An 18,440-nucleotide genomic window follows, 5' to 3' on the forward strand; every position below is an offset into this window, starting at 1 on the left:
TAACTGGGAAATGTCGCGCAAAGAATGCAGGCCGTCAGGTAGATCGTCGCGAAGAAGCCGGACGATTCGAAGGGCTTTCCCCCAGGCTGAGATACGCCCCTTAGGTGGCGCTAACGGCAAGGTGCGCGAATGCTGCTCCATAGCGTCTCACATCGCTCAACACTCGGCGAGGCCGCAGTATGGCACGGTGACCAGTTACGACCTCTGGTCTGACTCACGTGTCGCAGGGACGGGGATACGGCACGCGGGAGCGCCAGGCGCAAATCGCACTCACCGCGCATCCAGGCAGTCCTGTTGAACCCGCCGGGCAGCGCGAGCCGACGAGATCCGACGACGAGCCATCAACGGCCTGCCAGTGGTGCATGTGCATGGCAACGTCTCATGCGCCATTTGCACGAGTCAACCACCCGGACCAGCACTCCCCGCGTATTACAAGCCATCACCGGGCGCCTCACTGCCCCGCCGAGATCACCACCACCTGGTGGCGGAAGCGGTCGTGGTCAGTCGCTCCTTTTCAAGGTATCTACCATGGTCACCTCGACTCACAACGGGTCGTCAATATGTTGATCAACGTCGTCCCATGACGCTCGGTCTTCCCCAACAAGGAACGTGCTGACGGTCATCAGGATCCTGTTTGCCTTCCGTGTGAATCCCTCGGGGATGCTCCTCCACAAAGCACAGCGGCCAGCCACACCGGAAGGTCACACTTGCAGGGTCAGCTTGACTCATTTTCGACTGCGGCTTTGATTGCAAGAATCAAAACTCATGGCATCCCCGTTACTGCTTTCCCTCGGTCGTGCCCACTGGATGCGCTCCTGCCTCGCCCCGAGCGTTCTCGTGGTGGACGCCGAAGCGCACACCGGCTACTTCACCCTGCCGGCCTCCCAGCTGGTCGGCCCGGTCGGCCGCGTCGTCACCATCGAGCCGTCCTTCGCCCAACCGGGACCTGACTGCAAACATCGCGGCCAACGGGTTCGGCTTCATCAGCACCGGCAACGCCAACACCCCGAGGCGAAGGACCTGCTACCTGGAGCGCTCCACCGACCTCGGCGGCACCACCGCCGTCCGCCCGCGCACCATAAAGAGCCTCCTTCGAGGGCGCCGCGGCACCGCTGCCGCACCTCCTCACCGCAGAGGAACTCGCCGCTGCCCCCTGATCAAGCTCGATGTCGAGGACGGCAAGGCCCACGGCCGTGCGCGGGCTCGCCCCCATCCGGCCCCGGCTGCGCCACGACGCCGAACTGGTCATCGATCACCCTGCGGCTGGCCAAACAAGGCGCCGCAGACCGCACCATCGACGATGTCCTCACCGCCCGAGCCGTGAGGGAGCTACGACGCAGGCGGCAGGCCGGCGGGCTGGAAAGCTTCAGGCGGCGTCGAGTTCCGCCAGCTCCTCGGCCGTCAGCTCCAGGTCGACGGCGGCGCGCGAGTCCCGGATGGTCTCCGGCCGGCTCGCGCCCGGGATCGGGATGACGACCGGCGACTTGGCGAGCATCCACGCCAGGCACACCCGCTGCGGGCTCACGCCGCGGGCCTCGGCGATGCGGGCGAACGGGGCGTGGACCGAGCCCAGTTCACCGGCTCGGGAGATGCCGCCGAGCGGGCTCCAAGGCAGGAACGCGATGCCGAGTTCGTCGCACAGGCGCAGCTCCAGCTCGCTGGAACGGAAGGCCGGGGAGAACTGGTTCTGCACGGAGACCAGCCTGCTGCCGAGGATGTCGTCGGCCTCCTTGATCTGCTCCGGATTCGCGTTGGAGATCCCGGCCATGCGGATCTTGCCCTCGTCTAGCAGCTCCCGCAGCGCGCCGACGGACTCGGCGTACGGGACCCGGGGGTCGGGGCGGTGGAACTGGTACAGCCCGATGGCCTCCACGCCGAGTCGGCGCAGGGACGCCTCGCAGGCCTCGTTGAGGTGCTCAGGGCTGCCGTCCAGCGTCCAACTGCCGTCTCCGGGGCGCAGATGCCCGCCCTTGGTGGCGACCAGGACGTCGGCGCCGCGGTGGTGGGAGGCGAGGGCATTGGCGATCAGCGTCTCGTTGTGACCGACCTCGTCGGCGTCCCGGTGGTAAGCGTCCGCGGTGTCGATCAGGGTCACGCCGGCGTCGAACGCGGCGTGGATGGTGGCGAGGGAACGGGTCTCGTCCGGTCGTCCCTCGATCGACATGGGCATCGCGCCCAAGCCGATCGCGCTGACCTCGACGTCACCGATGCGGCGGGTGTGCATGTGCTCGTGACCTCTTCCGGCTGTCGTTTCGGCTGTCGTAGCGCACCTTCGCTTGTTGTCCGGCGCCCGGCCGGGGATCGCGGCGGTGCTGGCGGACACCAGCCTGGCTGCCGGGGTGGTCAAGGCTCAATAGAAGAAGAACGCATTCATCACCTGGAGAACTGAATCGCTGCCCGGCCGGTGGTGGATGCGGCAGGGTCGCTGCGGTCGGCCGACAGGGTCCTCGCGTCCGTCGGCCGACTCGTCGCTCAGCCGCCGCGCGGCACGGGAGTCGTGCGGTCTGCGTCGAAGGGTTCCAGGCGGATGACGGTGCTGGGATGTGGGGTCAGGGCCTGGTCGGCGACCACGGTGCGGCTGGTGACGATGACGATCGTGGGGCGTGCGTGGTCGGCCTCGCGCTGCTGGAACTGCTGGACGCTTTGCAGGTAGGTGAAGTGACGTGCGGGATCCATGTGGTCGGCCGCGGCTTGGAGCAGTTCGTCGAAGCCGTCCAGGAGGACGACTCTGACGACGCCGGCGTCCGGGTCGGCGACGTCCGGCCAGGGGATGCGGCGGCCCGTGGAGCGCAGCAGGGCCTCCTCGAGCTGTTCCTGGATGTCCAGGTCGGCGGGGAGGTGGCGCAGTTCGACGCGCTGGCAGAAGAATTCCGCCGCGGGCAGCCGTGCGGCGATCAGCTTGGTCAGCAGCGACTTGCCGGATCCGGGATGGCCCAGGACCAGCAGCGGCGCGCGGGTGGCGTCCTCGGTCAGCAGATGAGCGGCGAGGAAGTCCTCCAGGCCGCCCCACAGCGGCTGGGCCTCCCACCAGTCGTCACGGGCCAGGGTGCGGTCGCCTGAGCGGCCGGCCACGCGGAAGGCGGGGTTGATGTAGCCGGCTTCCAGGTGAGGGATGCGGGGGCCCGGCTCCTCGACATGGGCAAGCGGGGCACGGAGGTGCTGCTGGTGCGCGGGGGCCGGGGCGGCGTTGTCCTGGGCGAAGGTCTCCAGCAGCCGGGACAGGCCGGCCAGGCCCCGGCCGGGTGGGCCGGCCGGTGTCGCGGCCTCGGGCGGGTCCAGGGCTTCGGGCGGGTCTTCCGTCTGGGAGGTCAGGCGCAGTTCGGGGCATTCCCACGTCACCTGGGCCAGCAGGGCTTGGTAGCGGCGCCAGGCGCGGTGCGCGAGTTTGTCTGGCTGCTGGCCGCCCACGCCGCTTTCGTCGCACACGGTGTCGGCCGCGTAGGCATAGGCGGCGGCGATTTCCGCGCGTAGCTCGGCGGGATGCCGCACGCGCTGTGATCCCAGGATGACGCGCTCCAGTTCGGCCACCACGTCGCCGGTGAGGTCTACCTGCTCGTGCCCGAGTTCTGTCGTGTAGTAGATGCCGGAGGTGCCCACGGCCTCGCAGAACGCCGTCACCAGGATGACCAGATCGGCCGCGCGCAGCAGGGCGGTGCGGGTGGTGCCGCAGCTAGCCCTTACCCGGTCGGCGAACCCTTCCAGCACGGCGTTCAGATCGGTGACGACGGCGCCGTGCAGCTTCAGTTGCTCCAGCAGTTCTGCGGTCAGCCGGTCGAAGCCCGTCCTTTCTCCGATGAGGACGTTCACGGCGCTCACGAAGTCGTCGGGGATGGTCTCGGCGCGTGGCGGAGCAGGCGGTTTGGCGGCGCGTGGCCGCGGTGGCGCCTGGTCGGCGTCGGTTTCCGCCTCATGGTGGCGGTGGCGGTGGCGGTGGCGCCAGTAGGCCAGGTCGGGGGTGAGTCCGGACGGCGGGGTGGTGGTGGCGCGTTGGTGGCAGTACTCCACGATGCGGGCGACATCGTCCCAGGGGGGGCAGGGTAGAGCGGTGCCCGTTGAGGAGCATGGAGATGGACGGCGGGGCTGCGGTTCACGGCGCGTGCCAGGTCGCTTTGTTGAACGCCGCACTCGCTCACCAGGCGTCCCAGCAGCTTGCAGAAGACCGCTACCGGTCCCGAGGTCTCCCCCACGCTCACGCACCCACCCCCGCCGTTCACGCTGATTCAGTGTGATCTCTGGCAGCATAGGCAGTGACCTGCGTCAACTCCCGTCTGCTTTGGGACTTTTCAGCGAAACCCCGGCCCGGGCCTGCCGTCCGTCACGGTCGATGCGACACAACCCCATCCCCTTTGAGGAGTGCGCATGTCCTGGCTCATCGCCCCTGTCCCGGCTCTGGTGCTGGCCCTGGTGTTCTCCGTGTTCGCGGGCGTCGTGCTGCCCGCGGTGTGGTCCACGCAGCCCGCACGCCGACAGGCAGCCGCCGCCGTCCTTGCCCAACTCCTCCGAGCTGGGCGCGATGTCGACGGCAGCGCCCGGCCGTCCGTGCTGTCGTCCTCGCTGCCTGCCGCCCCTGCCGATCACCCACAGGCGCACAGCCGATCACACCACTGGGACAACGACACGCATGGCACGGCGTCCTGAGCCCGCCGGGCACGGCAGCAGCCAGCACGTGCTGGGGCGCGTGGCTGCGTGCTGTCTCGGAACACCTGTGGGATGCCGAGGGCGCTTCTGCCCCGCCCTTCGCGTGAGGCCCTCCGGCGAAACAGACGAGACGTGGCGGTTCTGAAACGCCCCTGTCGTCCGTCGCCGCCGCAGGACGTACCCGGCCAGGACCCGCCGTTGCGGTGGCCCATGACGCCTGGATGGTGCCCGGTGGTGGGCACTGCCCGGTGCCGGATCGGAGGACAGTCAAGACCTCGGCACGGCGATGGGGTTCGCCTGAGATGCAGGGGGTGCTCATGGAGGACAGGGCAGGTGGCACGGTGGCAACGGGCGGACAGCAGCCGCTGGTACGACTGCGGGCCATGGCTGCGGACATGGTGGTTGAGTTGCAGCGGGCGGATGGCAAGGCCACTGCGCTGTGCGGGGCCGCCGGGGGGCTTCTGGCGGCTGCTGTAGCGATGCTGTCCGGAATTGACGCCCCCCAAGGCCTTGCCATGGCCTTGGTGTGGGCGTCGGTGCTGCTGGCAGCGGCGGTGGGCGCGGCCTTGTGGGCTCTTCGTCCGGTCCTTCCCCGGGCCGGTACGCCTGGCGAGCTACTCGGGTTGCGGCGGGGAGCGGACGCCGGGCCGCTGGTGGCGTCGTTTGCTGCGATGAGCAGCGTGAGCCAGCAGAGCCTGGAGGAGCGACGGCTGTCAGTGATGGCTGTCCTGGCACGGCGGAAGTTCCGGGCGGTCCGTCTTGCAGCGGACCTGGTGATGGCCGCCCTGGCGATGGCCGGAATTGGGCTGTTGATCACCTACATTCCATGTTGAGACCATCTGGGCGTGAAGGGCGTCGCAGAGGGGGGACTGTGTATCAGCCGCATGTCACAGTGATCGGTGAGCAGTTGTGGTCTCAGTTGCGTGATCTCGCACCGCGGAGGGTGCGGCCGGCGCGCAGCGTGCTGTTACGCCAGGGCGATCCCGGGACGCATGTGATTCTGCTGGACTCCGGTTCCACCCTCGTGACGCTGACGGGCCTGAGGGGGGAACGGACCCTGCTGGCCGTGCGGGGGGCCGGTGAACTGCTGGGCGAACTGGCAGTGCTGGACTCCCAGCCGCGCACGGCGTCGGTCATCGCGGCGGAAACCTGCCGCGTGCACATCATCCCGGCCGCGGACTTCCTTGCCTTCGTGGACAAGTACGACTTGCTGGCGTCGCTGCTGCGGCATGCCATTGCCCGTGTGCGAGAGGCGGAGTCGGTGCGGCTCGAGCTGGCCACCGCGTCGGTTCCCGCCCGGCTGGCCTCGGCCCTGGCCCGTCTAGCGGATGTCTCCTCCACAGCGGCGCGCGAGTTGCCGGTTCGTCTCACGCAGACAGAGCTCTCCCAGATGATCGGCGCCTCCCGCAATGCTGTCGGCGTGGCTCTCAGGCCGTGGCGCGAGCAGGGCTGGCTGGACACGGCGCCCGGTGGAGGGCTCGTCATCCGCGACATCGCAGCCATCCAGACGCACGCCCACGCGGGGACGTGACGCACTGCATCACGGTGGTGCCCATTTCTGGGCACCACCGCCAGAGGGTCTAAATCAGCATGGCGCCTGTTGTGACCGCCATGACTGAAAGGCCCGGCCCATGGACCCTTCTGTCCCTCCGGACCGTCTCGATGTGCCGCCGGAGCATGCGCTCCTGGTCGTCGACATGAAAAACTACAGCCAGCTGCCTGAAGCGAAGATGGCTCCGATCCGTTCCGACCTGGACGACATCCTCCTCAGCACCGTCTTCCCGCAGTGCGGGCTCGACGACCCCCGGTCGCGGGAGGGCGCCTACCAGGACACCGGTGACGGCGCCATCTGCGTGGTACCAGCTCGTGACACGGCACGGCTGGTGGACCCCCTACTCGGGTACCTGAACGCGGCACTCGGTCGCTACGACCAGACGCGGCTGCCCGGCGGATCCACGATCTGGCTGCGCGTCAGTGTCCACGTAGGCCCCCTGTCCTTGCCCGACCACCGAGGCGACGCCATCAACGACGCATGCCGACTGGTCAACAGCGAGGCAGTGCGGCAGGCCATGACCGCGGCGACGGATCACGGGGCCTATGTAGCGGCCGTCTTGTCCACCCCGGTGTTTGACCGCACTGTGCACGCCGGGCGCACGCCGAACCTGCTGCAGACCCAGTTCCTGAAGGCTGTCGCACGCGTTGAGGGCAAGACGGGCTTCGAGCAACACTGCCGGCTCCATGTCCCGGGGATGGCCGCCGAAACGCTGCAGCGCTACGTCACCGAGCCGGCCCCGAACGGCGGAGCAGGCACGGCTGATCCGCCGCCGGTCCCCGCAGTTTCCGGGACGACGATGCAGTTCCTCGGCTCCATGAAGGACACCAACGTCATCGGCAACGTCGGCACCTACCACCACAACAGCCCTCGGCGCTGACCCCGCCGCCGCGTAAGCAACACACCTACACCACAGACGAGGTAACGCATGTCAGAACAGGGTTTCGGGTCGTTAGGGCCCGACCAGCCGGGCACCTCCCAGTTGCCTGGGGAGGAGTCGAGCGGATCCGGCGGCTGGCGGCCGCCCTGGCGGCGGCAGGAACCGAAACGGCCGGACGAGCATCCCTCGGGCGGTGTGCCGGCGCAGGCGTACGTCCCTGACAGCCCGCGTGGGGACAGCCGTCTGGAGGAGGTTGTGCCGGGCGTCATCCTCGTCAACGAACCCGGCACCCATCTGCACGGCAATATCGATGTGGTCGCAGGCAGCATCCATAAGCTCATCAAGGAAACACGCAAGCGGGACCTGCTGGAGGGCGGGCAGCTCGACCGCGAGGATGTCCTGGGCCAGCCCTTCGTACGCGAGGGGCAATGGGCCGAAGCCTGGCAGCAGGCGCTCGCCCCGGACGTGCCGCGGCCGCGGCAGCGAGTGACGGTCGTGGTGGCGCCCCGTTCCTTCGGTGCCACCACCTTCGCGTTGCGGCTGCTGGCCGAGCACACCGACAGGGCGACCGCACTGGTCAAGCTGGATGCGGACTGGAGCACTCCGACTCAGGGCCGGCTGCCGCTGGAAGAGGAGCACGCCTACCAGCTCGATCTGAAGGATCCCGAGACCGACCGGCCGTCGGCCGATTTCCTCAACTCCCTCAGCGGATTCGCCGACGACCTCGAGACCTGCCGCTCCTATCTGGTGCTCACGGTCGCCGAGCAACTCTGGGACGACCGCTTGACCACCCGCAAGGGCATGCACGTCGTGTCTCTCACCGAACCTCCGAATGCCCAGCGGGTGGTGGAGGCACACCTGAACGCCGCCGGGCACGCACCGCTCGTTGCCGAACTCCGGTCCTTCCCGAAGGCCAGGGCTTCCTTGCAAGGGTTGCACGCGGTCGCGGCCGTACGTGCTGCGGGCACCATCGCCATGACCTGGCAGGAGCACAGGCGCCTGCAGGACGCGCGCACGTCATCGACCTCCTACCAGTCCGGGCCGGCCGACGCCGACCTCAGTCTGGAGGACCGCATCACCGCGGCGCTGTCGGACTGGAGGGAGCACCTGGACCGGCTCTTTGGCGAGCTGGCCACTACCCACGACGCCGCCAACCCGTCCCTGACGCTGGAGGACCGCTGCCTGCTGCTGGCCCTGTCCGTGCACCAGTCGGCTCCCCTGCCCGCTGTGGCGAATACCGCGCGCGCCCTGCAGCAGGCCCTCACCCCGAAGGACGTCGGCAACCCGTCGGGATTCTCCCCCGCTCAGAGTGCCTTCGCCGGACGTGGGCTACGCCGGCGCATCCAAGATGTCGGCGCTGCTGTCGGCTCCCACGACACCGTGCTCTTTGACCGGCCCGCCTACGGCCGGGCCATCCTCGAGTACGTCTGGGACAACTACGAGGCGATGCGCGAGGCGATGCTTGCCTGGCTGGTGCAGAGCGCCGGCAGCGACACAGCAGATCCCTCGGTTGCCGCCCTCTCCACCCTGGCCCTGCGCCACGGCACAGCCACCCACCTCAACACCCTCGGCAGCATCGCCCGCGAGGCCCGCCCGGACCTGCTCAGCGCCGTCCTGGTCGTGGCCGTGCACGACGAACACGTCGGCCGCCAGGCCTGGGACGTCCTGTACCGCTGGGCCGAGCAGAAGGACTACGCGCCGACCGTCATCTCCACCTGCCGTCGCGTCCTGCACGACGACTCTGCCAATGCATCGACGGCGAAGAGGGCCATGGTGCGGCTGCGGCGCATCGCGCACACCACGAACGAGTCGGCCCTGCGCCGCGACGTGCTCAAGACCTTCGAAGAACTGGCTGACCGCCCCTCGGGCACCGGCCGCCTGGTGGCAGAGGTCCGCGACTGGCAGGAGTCCAAAGCGTCCCCGAAGAGCGGGAGTCTGGCCTTCATGGCCCTGATGCCGCTCCAGGCCGACGGCGTGCCCTGGCTCATGTCCGACGACGCCCCAGACATCGACGTCCAGCGGGCCTTGCAGGACCTTCTCAGCACCCAGGAGACGACGGCTGAGATCATCCCGTACCTCACCGGATGGATCCGCACCTGCGCGCCCGACCCCGTCTCCTACGACCGTCTGCGCGACCAGCTCCTGCCGGCCCTGCGCGATCACAGGTTGTTCCACGCCGGCATGGAGCTGATGGGAGCCCTGGCCGACATCACGACGCCCCAGGGCGTCAACGCGGCCGAGGATTTCTACCAGCACCTGGTCGATCCTCGCCTGCAGCAGGTGTTCTCTCTTACGAAGACCCCGACATGAGGTGGCCCTGGCAGCGGGCACTGCGCACGACCACGTGCCCGCTTCCACGGCTGCTGGCCAGCGCGACCCCCGGCATCCCGTTCGAAGCCACCTACACGCTGCGCTGGCGCCCCACGCTGCGCCAACACGCCAACCTCGAAGACCTTGTGCGCACCGGCATCCATCAGAAGGCCGCCGAGACGGCGGCACGCTGGGACGCCTCCGATCTGCCCGCTGCCCAGGACGCCCTGAACGCCACGTTGGGCGCTCCGCACGAGAGCAACCGCTACTACCGGATCCTGACAGCCCAGGTGGTATTGCGTCTGTCGCCGGACGCCCGGGAACGTCTCGCGCAGCGCACTGCGGACACCGAACGCGTCCGGCGTCTGCAGTTCCTCAAGGCACACCTCTACGACCACCCCGGCCTCGTCGTACTCGACCGCCTCGAAAACCATCCCGAAGGCCTGCCGGATGAGGAGACTGCCGCGCTGCAGCGCCTTGCCCGCATGATCAAAGCCTGTGACCAGTGGTGGTATCCGCTGCTGGAGCAGTGGGAACAGCTCGGCGACGGCTTCAACGACACCAGCAAGCAGCAGCTGGCGATGCTCGCCCTGCTCAACGCCGTCACCACACTCAACGGCGGCACTCCACCCGCGCAGGCGAACGCCGGCTGACGTCCACCCCACGGCCCGGCACGTCCACGAACAAGGACTTGTCACGATGAAGCTTGTCCTGTGGAGAGCCCTGCTCTCCCCTCTGACCAGTCTGCAGGCCCTGCTCCTGCAACGGCGAAGCAAGACACCTCTGTCCTACGACACGGCCTGGCGGCAAGCACGCATGCTGCGAGCACCCGATGAAATGGTCTACCGGCTCCACGGACACCAGGCCGCCCCCGAGTTCCCCGATGTGCCTGGCCCTGCCCGCTCGTCCGCTGCGGACGAGGCGGGACGCAATGACGCCGGCGGCTCACGCTACTGAGGTTTTCGGCCTAGGGTGACGGTGATCTGGCTGGTGGGTGTATCCCGGTGTCATGCGGTATCCCGATGGAGGTGGCCTGACCGCGAGGCAGCGGGCTCAGCGGGAGCAAGTACGGTTCGAGGCCGCCGAGTTATTCGCGCAAGGTGTGGTGCCTTCGCAGGTCGCGCGGCGATTACGGGTCTCCCGCAAGTCCGCGTATGCCTGGCACGCTCGCTGGCGGGAGGGCGGTGTTGAAGCCCTGCGGTCCAAGGGACCGTCCGGACGGCCGTCGCGAATGAAGCCCGACTGGCGGGAGTGGCTGGCCGCCGAGCTGGAGAAAGGGCCGGCCGCGCACGGCTGGGTGGAGGACCAGCAGTGGACGCTGGCTCGCATTGCCACGATGATCGCGCGGCGTTTCCACGTGCGGTTCAGCCCGGCGCAGACCTCGCGCATCCTAAGCGCCAGATGGGCCGGACGGTGCAGGTCCCCATGCGCCGGGCCGCCGAACGCGATGAGCACGCGGTTGCCACGCGGATCAAGGAGATGTGGCCGGCGGTGGAAAGACGGTAAGGGACCAGGACGCCTGGCTGTGCTTCGCGGACGAGTCGGGGCAGCTGCTGCGGCCGCCGAAAGCACGCACCTGGTCCCGGCGTGGACGCACGCCCTGCGTCACGGTCAGGGCCGCAGGCTCGGGACGCATCTCGCTGGCTGGGCACGGTGTGCCGCAGGCCCGGCCGACGCACAAGGCTCATCTTCCGGATGCTGGTGCACCGCGGCCGCAAGGGGGGAGAAGAAAGGGTTTCGGGAGAAGGACTTCGCCGCGTTGCTGGACGCAGCTCACCAGCAGCTCAGCGGGCCCGTCGTGCTCGTGTGGGACAACTACACCCATCACGTCGATGCGGCCATGCGCGAGCTGATCAAGGCCCGGCAGTGGCTGACCGTCTTCCGCTTCCCCGCTTACGCGCCCGACCTCAACCCGGCCGAGGGCGTGTGGTCACATCTGAAGAACAACCTGGGCAACCTCGCCCCGTGCAACATCGACGAGCTCGCCGAGCTGGCCCGCACACGCCTCAAACGCATGCAGTATCAGCCCAGCCTGCTCGACGGCTTCATTGCAGAAACCGGGCTCATCCCAGCCACGCAATGACTTCACTTGCAGTTACCCCAGGCGCGAATGGGTTCGAGAACGAGGTCAGGTCGCTCACGCGAACCAGACTGAGCTCGCTGGGTTCGATCTCGGCACCGGACAGGACCAGTTCAGTGCTCCCGACGCATCCCCGTGCGACCCAGCAACGGTTGCTGCTGTCGCGCCAGAGTTCGAACGTCATGGGTTTCCCGTCGGTGGTGATAGTGACGGGTTCGGAGGCTGGCAGGCTGGCCGGCGGATCCTCGCCGGGGTGGTAGTAGTCCTCGAAAGCCCGCTCCAGCGCATCGCCAGCCTCCGCATTGCCGGAGGAAGCGCTCAAGACCGTGACGTGCTCGACCTCGGGGTCGAAGTACGGAGAGCCGAACCACAGGTACACATGGATGTCGCCGGTGACTCGGTTGTAGCCGTGACCCGTGATCTGCCGTGATTCTGGCCAGTTGGCGTCGACAGCGAAGGCGCTGAAGCCTTCTGCCGAGCCAGAGGCGCCTTGATCGTTCATGGGATCTCCCGCGTGCTCCTCCGTGATCAGGCATCCTGCCACCGCAAGAGAACCGGCGGGAAGTGGGGTCGGCATCCACGGCTTTGGCCTGGGGCTGGTCGGTGCACGCTCACACCGGTGTCACCCGGCCAGCCCAGCCGAAACGGGCCGTCCTCCACGCACGGCTGACGAGCCACCAGGCGAACAAGCCCTGACGCCGGCCCACCCCCACCGAAGATCCGCAACCCGGTGGCAGCCCCGGCTGCCCTCCACCCCCAGCCCCGCCTCACGGACTACTGATCTCGGCTCGTTAGGGTGATGTTTGCTGAACGTCCTGATGTGGGTGTGGTGTTGCCGGTAGTCCGTGGTGCGTGAGATATGCGGATGGGGGCGGGCTGACGCCTGCAGCACGGCGGCGCCGGGAAGCGGTGCGGATGCAGGCGGCGGAGATGTTCGCTCAGCAGGTCAAACCGCCCGAGGTGGCCCGGCAGCTGCGTGTGAGTGTGAAGTCGGCTTACCAGTGGCAGCAGTTGTGGCGGAAAGGTGGTGCCGACGCGCTGCTTTCCCGAGGGCCGAGCGGGGGCCGGTGTCGCCTCTCGCCGCGCTGTCTGGAGAAGCTCGCCAGGTATCTCGAGCAGGGACCGGCCGCGCACGGCTGGATTGAGGACCAGGTGTGGACGGCTGCACGCGTGGCCACGCTGATCGGCAGGAAGTTCCATGTCTCCTACAGCGTCTCGGGCGCGACGAGGCTCATGCGCCGACTCGGTTTCACTCCGCAGATGCCCGCACGCAGGGCGGCCGAGCGCGACGAAGAGGCCGTGACCGGCTGGAAGGAGGCGACCTGGGTCGAGGTAAAAGGACCCGGGCGGCCTGCGGGGGCTACATCTGCTTCGAGGACGAGGCGGGCTTCACCCGTCGGCCGCCCAAAGGACGCACCTGGGGCCGACGGGGCCGCACCCCGGTCGTGACGGTGAGCGGGCGGCGCTCGGGGCGCCTGTCGGTGGCTGGGCTGATCGCCTGGCGCCCGGGCTCCCGCACCCGGCTGTGCCACCGTCTGCGCACCCACCCCGCGGGCAAAGGCAAGCGCCGCAGCATGGGCGAGCGTGACTTCATCGCACTGATCGACGGCGTCCATCAGCTCGTCAAGGCGCCGATCATACTGGTGTGGGACCGGCTCAACACTCACGTCTCCCACGCCATACGTGAGTTGATCGCCGAGCGTGGATGGCTGACGGTGTTCCTGCTGCCCGCGTACTCACCCGACCTCAATCCCGTCGAGGGCGTGTGGGCGCACGTCAAGCGCAGCCTGGCCAACCTCGCCGTCGTCGCCCTCGACCGCCTGGAAGCGCTCGTCCGCAACCGGCTCAAGCGCCTTCAGTACCGGTCCGGCATCCTCGACGGCTTCATAGCGGGCACCGGCCTGGCTCTCGACGAGCCAGTGTCACCTTGACGAGCCGAAGTCAGTAACGCGTCGCCCCGGGTGTCCAGAGGGTTCCTGTGCTGGGGTGGATCCTCCGGCGGGCGTGACGTGCGGGAACCGGACTCTAAGGGCATAGTCGTACTTTCGTACGGAACTACGCTCTCCGTAACGGCATTCTCCGAGTCGAGATCAATTCGCGGCTGCCCCCATACCGTGTCTTCAAAGTGGCTGCCCCCATACCCCTGTCTTCAAAGTTGAGCGCTGCGGAGCTGCCTGCGGACTCGGCGGGCTCGTGGCCTCCGCAGCCCGGACATCATCACGCCTGACCTACGAAACCCGCACGTCAAATTCGGAAAAACAACTGCTTCTGAGCTTGGCATTTATCCTCGGCGGGCTTGGTGTTCCTTGATCGACTCAGCACGTTTGACCGTCTTGCCGACGTCGTGCCGTGTGGCCCGCTGCCTGTTCTTCGAGCCGGGAGGCCGTCCCGGACCCGGCTTGGACGGTTTCGGTGCGGCCGACGGACGGGCCGCCGTCGCGTGGACGTTGCGAAACCCGCGGCGGACGCGGGCGGGGGTGAGGCGGCGGGGTTCGGCGGGGCGCTCCCAGGGGCGGCGCAGGTCCTCGGTGAGAGGGCGGGCGAGGCGGAGTTGGGTGTGGGCGGTGATGATGAGCCAGGTCCACAGATCGGCGCTGTCGGCGTGGCGGACCTTCGGTGCCGTCCAGCCGAGGGTCTGCTTCAGGAGCCTGAAGGTGTGTTCCAGGTCGAATCTGCGGAGGAAGGACTGCCACCAGCGGTCCACGTCCACCGGTGTGGCGGCGTTGGCGGAGCACCACAGCCAGACCGGTTTCGGGTCGCGGTCGCCCGGCAGGCGCTCGACCTTGAGACGGATCAACGTTCCGTGCAGGATGGGCAGTTCCTCTTTGGCGTGGTTCAGCCAGGGGCCTCGGTGGGTGAGCCTGGGGTGCATCCGGTCCCAGGCGATCGTCTCGGCCTTGCCGTAGCGGGTGGTGTCCGTAGCTGTGGTGACGTCGGGCTCGTGCCAGCTGTCGGGCTTGGCGAAAGTGAGGACACCGCCGTGCCGGCGGGGTCGCCCCGCGCTTGGGACCGGAACGGGTCGGGCCCGGGTCGCGGAGCATGACCCGGTCCGAGCGCAGGCGCCCGAGCAGCGTCACCGGCAGGTCGGCCAGGGCGTGGGTAAGGTAGGTGACGTCGTAGCCGGCGTCGGCCTTCAGCCGAGCCCGAACCGCAGCCACCTCGGTAGCGCTTCGCCGTTTGCCCATGACGGCAGATCCTGACAGCAGCCACTGACAACGGCCGCCCCCTACCCGGCTGCGCTGCCGGGTACCCCACGTCGACCCTCGACAGCCGCGTCTCGTCCGGGAGGCACGTTCGTGTCCGGGTGATTTCGTGTAGTGGGCACACTGCAGGGACATGCCGTGTTAAAGATGCCTGTGTGCGTGTAACACGGGTGCTGATTGAAGGCTTCAGAGGTTGGGGACACCTTGATGTGCGTCCCGGCAACCATGTATTGGTGGCGGGGGTCCCCCGCGCCGGACGCACCGACTTGATCACGGCCCTTGCCCGGGTCCTGGATCCTGATGCCGCGCGTGGCGCCGCCCTGTCCGATCTGCATCAGCGGCCGGTCACCCCCGACAGCGCTGACTCTGCTCCGGCTGACGCGGGCGATGACACGGCCGGGGGACAGGCAGTCGTGCAATCCCCAACCGCCCGTGTTGTCGGTGCGGATGATGCGGCGGAAGAGGGCGCGTCCGGCGACAACAGCGCGGCACCGCAAGTCCTCTCTGTGGTGCCGCAGCGGGTGGAGGCCGCGCAGGTCGAGGTGACGCTGACCGATTTCGATCCCGATGTGCAGCAGTTGCTCGATGGGGTCCTGGAGCCGTTAGAGGACTCCGGGTGCGCGAGCGAGGATCCTGACGCGTCTGCGGATGCTCCGCTGTGCGCGCGGCTGACCTATCGCCTCAGCTATGACGAGGAAGCCGAGTCGCTGGAGTCGGTGGTGTACTTCCCGGCGCGCAGCAATCCGGCGCTCGGACAGTACGTGCGGGTTCCTGCGGCCACCCGGCGGATGCTGCCGGTGGTCACCCTCGATGCCGGCCAGCCCCTGCAGTTGCGTGCGGGTGCTGGCTTGCGGCGCATCCTCGACGAACGGGACGCCAAGGCCGGTGCCGCGGCGTTCGATGCACTGGCCCAGGCCGTCGCGGAGGCTGTGTCGGCGCTGTCGGCCGATCCGGCCGTGGCCGAGGCCGTCAACGCGGTACTCGCGGTCGGCGGGACCGGGGAACGGATCGGCGATGCTCCGCTCACCGCGGAGCAGGTTGGCTTCCGCACCGAGGACGGGTCGGTGGCCGCATTGCTGCGGACCCTGCGCGCGGCGCTGCACCTGGACGCGGGCGGCATGCTCGGGCTGGCTCAGCATGGCAGCACGGTCAGCGCGGTGTTGTCGATGGCCGAGGCGATGCTGCTGGCCACTGTGCCCGGGGCCGTGGTGCTGGCTGACGACTTCGGTGACCAGTTGGATGCTCCGGCTACCGAGCACCTGGCGGCCCTGCTGCGCGCCCGCTCCGGGCAGGTGTGGCTGTCCACCCGGCGGCCGGAGGCCGCCAGGGCCTTCGAGCCCACCGAGGTCATCCGGCTGGTGCGTCACGGCGGCGTCCGCTCCCACCATCAGCTGACCCGGATCATGGACCGCAAAGCACTGGTCGCGATGCGGCAGTGGCACACCCAGCTCCTGGCTGCGCTGACCGCACCCACGGTCGCCATCACCGAGGGCCCGCACGACGTGGCCGTGCTGAGCATGGTCGACCGCCGCAAGCCCCCCTCCTCCCTTCCTCTGTCCGCCCACGGTGTGCGCCTGGTCGCCTCTGGCACCGGCGGCGAGGGGGGCATCAGCCAGATTCCGCGCGTCGCCAACCTGGCTCGCCAGTTGGGCTTCCGCGTACTGGCGGTGATCGACCGCGACAAGGACAGCGCCCAGACCACCGACGAGCTCACCAAGATCCAGGCCGCGTGCGACGCAGTGGTACGGCTGCCGCCCGGCGCCATCGAGCGCGCCATGGCCGACGGCCTCCCATTGCAGGCGCTCGCCGACGCCAGCGCCACACTCACCGAGTACGGAATTCCCGACCCCATGGGCGGCCAGCTCGCCGAGGACGCGGTGACCAACCTGTGCAAGGTGATCCACAAACAGGGCCTGCACGAACAGTTCCTGGAAGCCCTCTACGCCGAGCCCAACGCACCACACCCGCCGGTGATCTCCATGACTCTGGCCCTCCTGGAACTGGCCGCCGCCCCCTCCTACAGCGGGCAGCGTCTGATCGATGTGCCCGCCGTGTCCAGGCCGGCAGGCGCCTGATGGCCTACCAGGCACGCGAGGACCAGCGTGCGGTGATCGAGAGCGTTGCGCCGGTGCTGGTGGTCAGCGGTGGCGCTGGCACGGGGAAGACCACGACCGCGGTAGCCGCCGCCCGCGCTCACCTGGAGGCAGCGGACGAGAAACTGCTGCGGCTGCGGCAGGAAGCGGCCCGGCGCGGGCAGCGCGCGCGACTGCCCGCTGCGACACGGGTGTTGTTTCTTTCCTTCTCACGTACCGCCGTCGCCCAGATCATCGACCGGGCTGCGAACGTCATCGGAGAGTTGCGGCTGCGGCTGGAGGTGTCGACTTTCCACGGCTTCGCCTGGAGGGTCATCACAGGCTTCGGTGCGCACCACGGCTATCCGCCACCGCAGAGCGTGCTGAGCCAGGCCAACCAGACCGTGCCCGGGGCCCCTCCCGGGCTGACGTACGACCAGCTGATGCCAGCTGCCCGCCGGTTGCTGGCGCTAGCCAAGGTCCGCGACCACTACGCCGGGCGCTACAGCCTCGTCATCTGCGATGAGTTCCAGGACACCGACGCCACCGAGTGGGCGTTCCTTCAGCAGATCGCCCCCGCAGCGCGTCGCATCCTGCTGGGCGACGTCAACCAGAGCATCTATGAGGGCTCGTTCAAACCCGGCGTGAATCCCGCTGCCCGGATCGCGGAGGCCATGGCCCTGCCCGGCGCCCGCCGGATCGATCTGCAGGCCGCCAGCTACCGTGACCCCTCCGGTGTGCTGCCCGCCGCCGCGGAAGCCGCCCGTCAGCGCCGCTTCTCCGACCCCGCCCTCCGCGAAGCCGCCCAGCAGGGCCGCCTGACCGTCACCCGGATCACGGACGACACTGGCTACGCGCAGGTCATCGACCTCGTCCGGGCCGCCCGCCTGAAGAAGCACACCGTCAGCATCTTCACTCACACTAATATCGCCACCACTTCCCTGTCCGACGCCCTGACCACAGCTGGCCTGGTCCACGAACAGGTCGGCTTCACGGAGGCCCACGCAGAAGCGCTCTCCGCCCAACTCGCCCTCGTCAGGTTCGCGCTCAGGGAGAAGGGGTCTCAGGTGCGACGGGCACTGGCCGTGTTCGTCACCGCGTGCCTGCGTAGCCGTGGGCTCCCTGATCTCGCACGCCAGATGCTGGACAAGTCCAACCCTGTGCTGGAACGCGCCTTGCGGGCACTCGCGCTGGATCTACGCTCAGCGGGGATCGGTCCGAACGCCGATATCGACCGCCTGGCCGAGATCGTCACGGGCGCCTACGCGCGCATCGGTACCTTCCGCGGCCAGGAGGCCTGGCTCCAGGCCGCCGCCACCACCCGCCGCGCATTGCGCCTGCTCAAGCAGGGCCAGAGCATCACGGCGGTGGCCGAGGAACTCCACCGCGCCCGCGACGAAACCCTGGTGGGCGACACCCGGCCGCGCCCGCAGCCGGTACAGGTGATGAACCTCCACCAGACCAAGGGACGCGAAGCCGACACCACCATCCTGCTGCTCGCCGACAGCGAATGGTACGGCTACGAAGGCGAGCCCTTTCCCAACAACTCACGCCTGCTCTACGTCGTCATGACCCGCGCCCGCCACCAGGCACACCTTGTCGTCCCGGCCAACGCCCACCCACTGTGGGCACCCCTCATCGCCGTGTTGGAGTAGCACTCCCCCGCCCACAGCCCCCGTGGCCGGCGCGCAGGAAAGGGCCCAGT

At 68.6% G+C, this 18,440-nt stretch carries 13 protein-coding genes and 2 pseudogenes; 11 read left to right on the forward strand and 4 right to left on the reverse strand.

The genetic code is table 11. The features are described 5' to 3' along the window. Nucleotides 1-1,366: 1,366 nt before the first annotated feature. Both ACZ49J_RS32635 and ACZ49J_RS32640 read right to left on the reverse strand, forming a co-directional pair. Nucleotides 1,367-2,224: an aldo/keto reductase gene (locus ACZ49J_RS32635; RefSeq protein WP_467454141.1), complete on the reverse strand. Its 858-nt coding sequence runs from the start codon at nt 2,222-2,224 to the stop codon at nt 1,367-1,369. A 248-nt stretch (nt 2,225-2,472) separates the two neighbouring features. Next, nucleotides 2,473-4,005, reverse strand: a complete 1,533-nt coding sequence (locus ACZ49J_RS32640; RefSeq protein WP_467454140.1) for an NACHT N-terminal helical domain 7-containing protein — start codon at nt 4,003-4,005, stop codon at nt 2,473-2,475. 354 nt (nt 4,006-4,359) lie between these two features. On the opposite strand from ACZ49J_RS32640, the gene ACZ49J_RS32645 reads away from it, so the two are divergent. The 8 genes and pseudogenes from ACZ49J_RS32645 (at nt 4,360) to ACZ49J_RS32680 (ending at nt 11,463) form a co-directional block, all read left to right on the forward strand. Beyond that, a complete protein-coding gene (locus ACZ49J_RS32645) occupies nt 4,360-4,638 on the forward strand; it encodes a hypothetical protein (RefSeq protein ID WP_467454139.1) in 279 nt (92 codons plus the stop codon). Nucleotides 4,639-4,955: 317 nt separating this feature from the next. Beyond that, entirely contained in the window at nt 4,956-5,471 is a 516-nt protein-coding gene (locus ACZ49J_RS32650; RefSeq protein WP_467454138.1) for a Pycsar system effector family protein, read from the forward strand. A gap of 38 nt (nt 5,472-5,509) precedes the next feature. Continuing rightward, nucleotides 5,510-6,169: a Crp/Fnr family transcriptional regulator gene (locus ACZ49J_RS32655; RefSeq protein WP_467454136.1), complete on the forward strand. Its 660-nt coding sequence runs from the start codon at nt 5,510-5,512 to the stop codon at nt 6,167-6,169. Nucleotides 6,170-6,269: 100 nt separating this feature from the next. Further along, complete coding sequence (locus ACZ49J_RS32660; RefSeq protein ID WP_467454135.1) at nt 6,270-7,070, forward strand: hypothetical protein; 801 nt, start codon at nt 6,270-6,272, stop codon at nt 7,068-7,070. A gap of 48 nt (nt 7,071-7,118) precedes the next feature. After that, a complete protein-coding gene (locus tag ACZ49J_RS32665) occupies nt 7,119-9,380 on the forward strand; it encodes a hypothetical protein (RefSeq protein WP_467454134.1) in 2,262 nt (753 codons plus the stop codon). Further along, complete coding sequence (locus tag ACZ49J_RS32670) at nt 9,377-10,033, forward strand: hypothetical protein (protein WP_467454132.1); 657 nt, start codon at nt 9,377-9,379, stop codon at nt 10,031-10,033. Before ACZ49J_RS32665 ends, ACZ49J_RS32670 begins: the two co-directional genes overlap by 4 nt. Nucleotides 10,034-10,079: 46 nt before the next feature. Further along, nucleotides 10,080-10,337, forward strand: a complete 258-nt coding sequence (locus ACZ49J_RS32675) for a hypothetical protein (RefSeq protein WP_467454131.1) — start codon at nt 10,080-10,082, stop codon at nt 10,335-10,337. 52 nt (nt 10,338-10,389) lie between these two features. Beyond that, nucleotides 10,390-11,463 (forward strand): annotated as a pseudogene (locus ACZ49J_RS32680) (IS630 family transposase). Here ACZ49J_RS32680 and ACZ49J_RS32685 read toward each other — a convergent pair. After that, nucleotides 11,444-11,962, reverse strand: a complete 519-nt coding sequence (locus tag ACZ49J_RS32685; RefSeq protein WP_467454130.1) for a hypothetical protein — start codon at nt 11,960-11,962, stop codon at nt 11,444-11,446. The pseudogene ACZ49J_RS32680 and the gene ACZ49J_RS32685 overlap by 20 nt on opposite strands. 350 nt (nt 11,963-12,312) lie before the next feature. Here ACZ49J_RS32685 and ACZ49J_RS32690 point away from each other — a divergent pair. Continuing rightward, nucleotides 12,313-13,391 (forward strand): IS630 family transposase gene (locus ACZ49J_RS32690; protein ID WP_467454128.1). Its coding sequence is split into 2 segments (ribosomal slippage): nt 12,313-12,814 and nt 12,814-13,391, totalling 1,080 coding nucleotides; the frame shifts between segments, so codons are not numbered across the junction. 350 nt (nt 13,392-13,741) lie between these two features. Here the strand turns inward: ACZ49J_RS32690 and ACZ49J_RS32695 are convergent. Continuing rightward, a pseudogene (locus tag ACZ49J_RS32695) lies at nt 13,742-14,591 on the reverse strand (transposase); the annotation flags it as partial. A gap of 242 nt (nt 14,592-14,833) precedes the next feature. On the opposite strand from ACZ49J_RS32695, the gene ACZ49J_RS32700 reads away from it, so the two are divergent. Both ACZ49J_RS32700 and ACZ49J_RS32705 read left to right on the forward strand, forming a co-directional pair. Next, entirely contained in the window at nt 14,834-16,738 is a 1,905-nt protein-coding gene (locus ACZ49J_RS32700) for a hypothetical protein (RefSeq protein WP_467454127.1), read from the forward strand. Further along, nucleotides 16,738-18,390, forward strand: coding sequence for a UvrD-helicase domain-containing protein (locus ACZ49J_RS32705; protein ID WP_467454126.1), 1,653 nt, complete (start codon nt 16,738-16,740; stop codon nt 18,388-18,390). The genes ACZ49J_RS32700 and ACZ49J_RS32705 overlap by 1 nt, the downstream gene beginning before the upstream one ends. Nucleotides 18,391-18,440 lie beyond the last annotated feature (50 nt).

The sequence above is a fragment of the Streptomyces sp. NPDC030840 genome, from assembly GCF_055572015.1.

Excerpts from the sequence above, each read along its gene's own strand:
- ACZ49J_RS32635 (WP_467454141.1), bottom strand. The coding sequence starts at position 2,224 with ATGCACACCCGCCGCATCGGTGACGTCGAGGTCAGCGCGATCGGCTTG.
- ACZ49J_RS32670 (WP_467454132.1), top strand. The coding sequence starts at position 9,377 with ATGAGGTGGCCCTGGCAGCGGGCACTGCGCACGACCACGTGCCCGCTT.
- ACZ49J_RS32665 (WP_467454134.1), top strand. The coding sequence starts at position 7,119 with ATGTCAGAACAGGGTTTCGGGTCGTTAGGGCCCGACCAGCCGGGCACC.
- ACZ49J_RS32645 (WP_467454139.1), top strand. The coding sequence starts at position 4,360 with ATGTCCTGGCTCATCGCCCCTGTCCCGGCTCTGGTGCTGGCCCTGGTG.
- ACZ49J_RS32705 (WP_467454126.1), top strand. The coding sequence starts at position 16,738 with ATGGCCTACCAGGCACGCGAGGACCAGCGTGCGGTGATCGAGAGCGTT.
- ACZ49J_RS32685 (WP_467454130.1), bottom strand. The coding sequence starts at position 11,962 with ATGAACGATCAAGGCGCCTCTGGCTCGGCAGAAGGCTTCAGCGCCTTC.
- ACZ49J_RS32675 (WP_467454131.1), top strand. The coding sequence starts at position 10,080 with ATGAAGCTTGTCCTGTGGAGAGCCCTGCTCTCCCCTCTGACCAGTCTG.
- ACZ49J_RS32650 (WP_467454138.1), top strand. The coding sequence starts at position 4,956 with ATGGAGGACAGGGCAGGTGGCACGGTGGCAACGGGCGGACAGCAGCCG.
- ACZ49J_RS32660 (WP_467454135.1), top strand. The coding sequence starts at position 6,270 with ATGGACCCTTCTGTCCCTCCGGACCGTCTCGATGTGCCGCCGGAGCAT.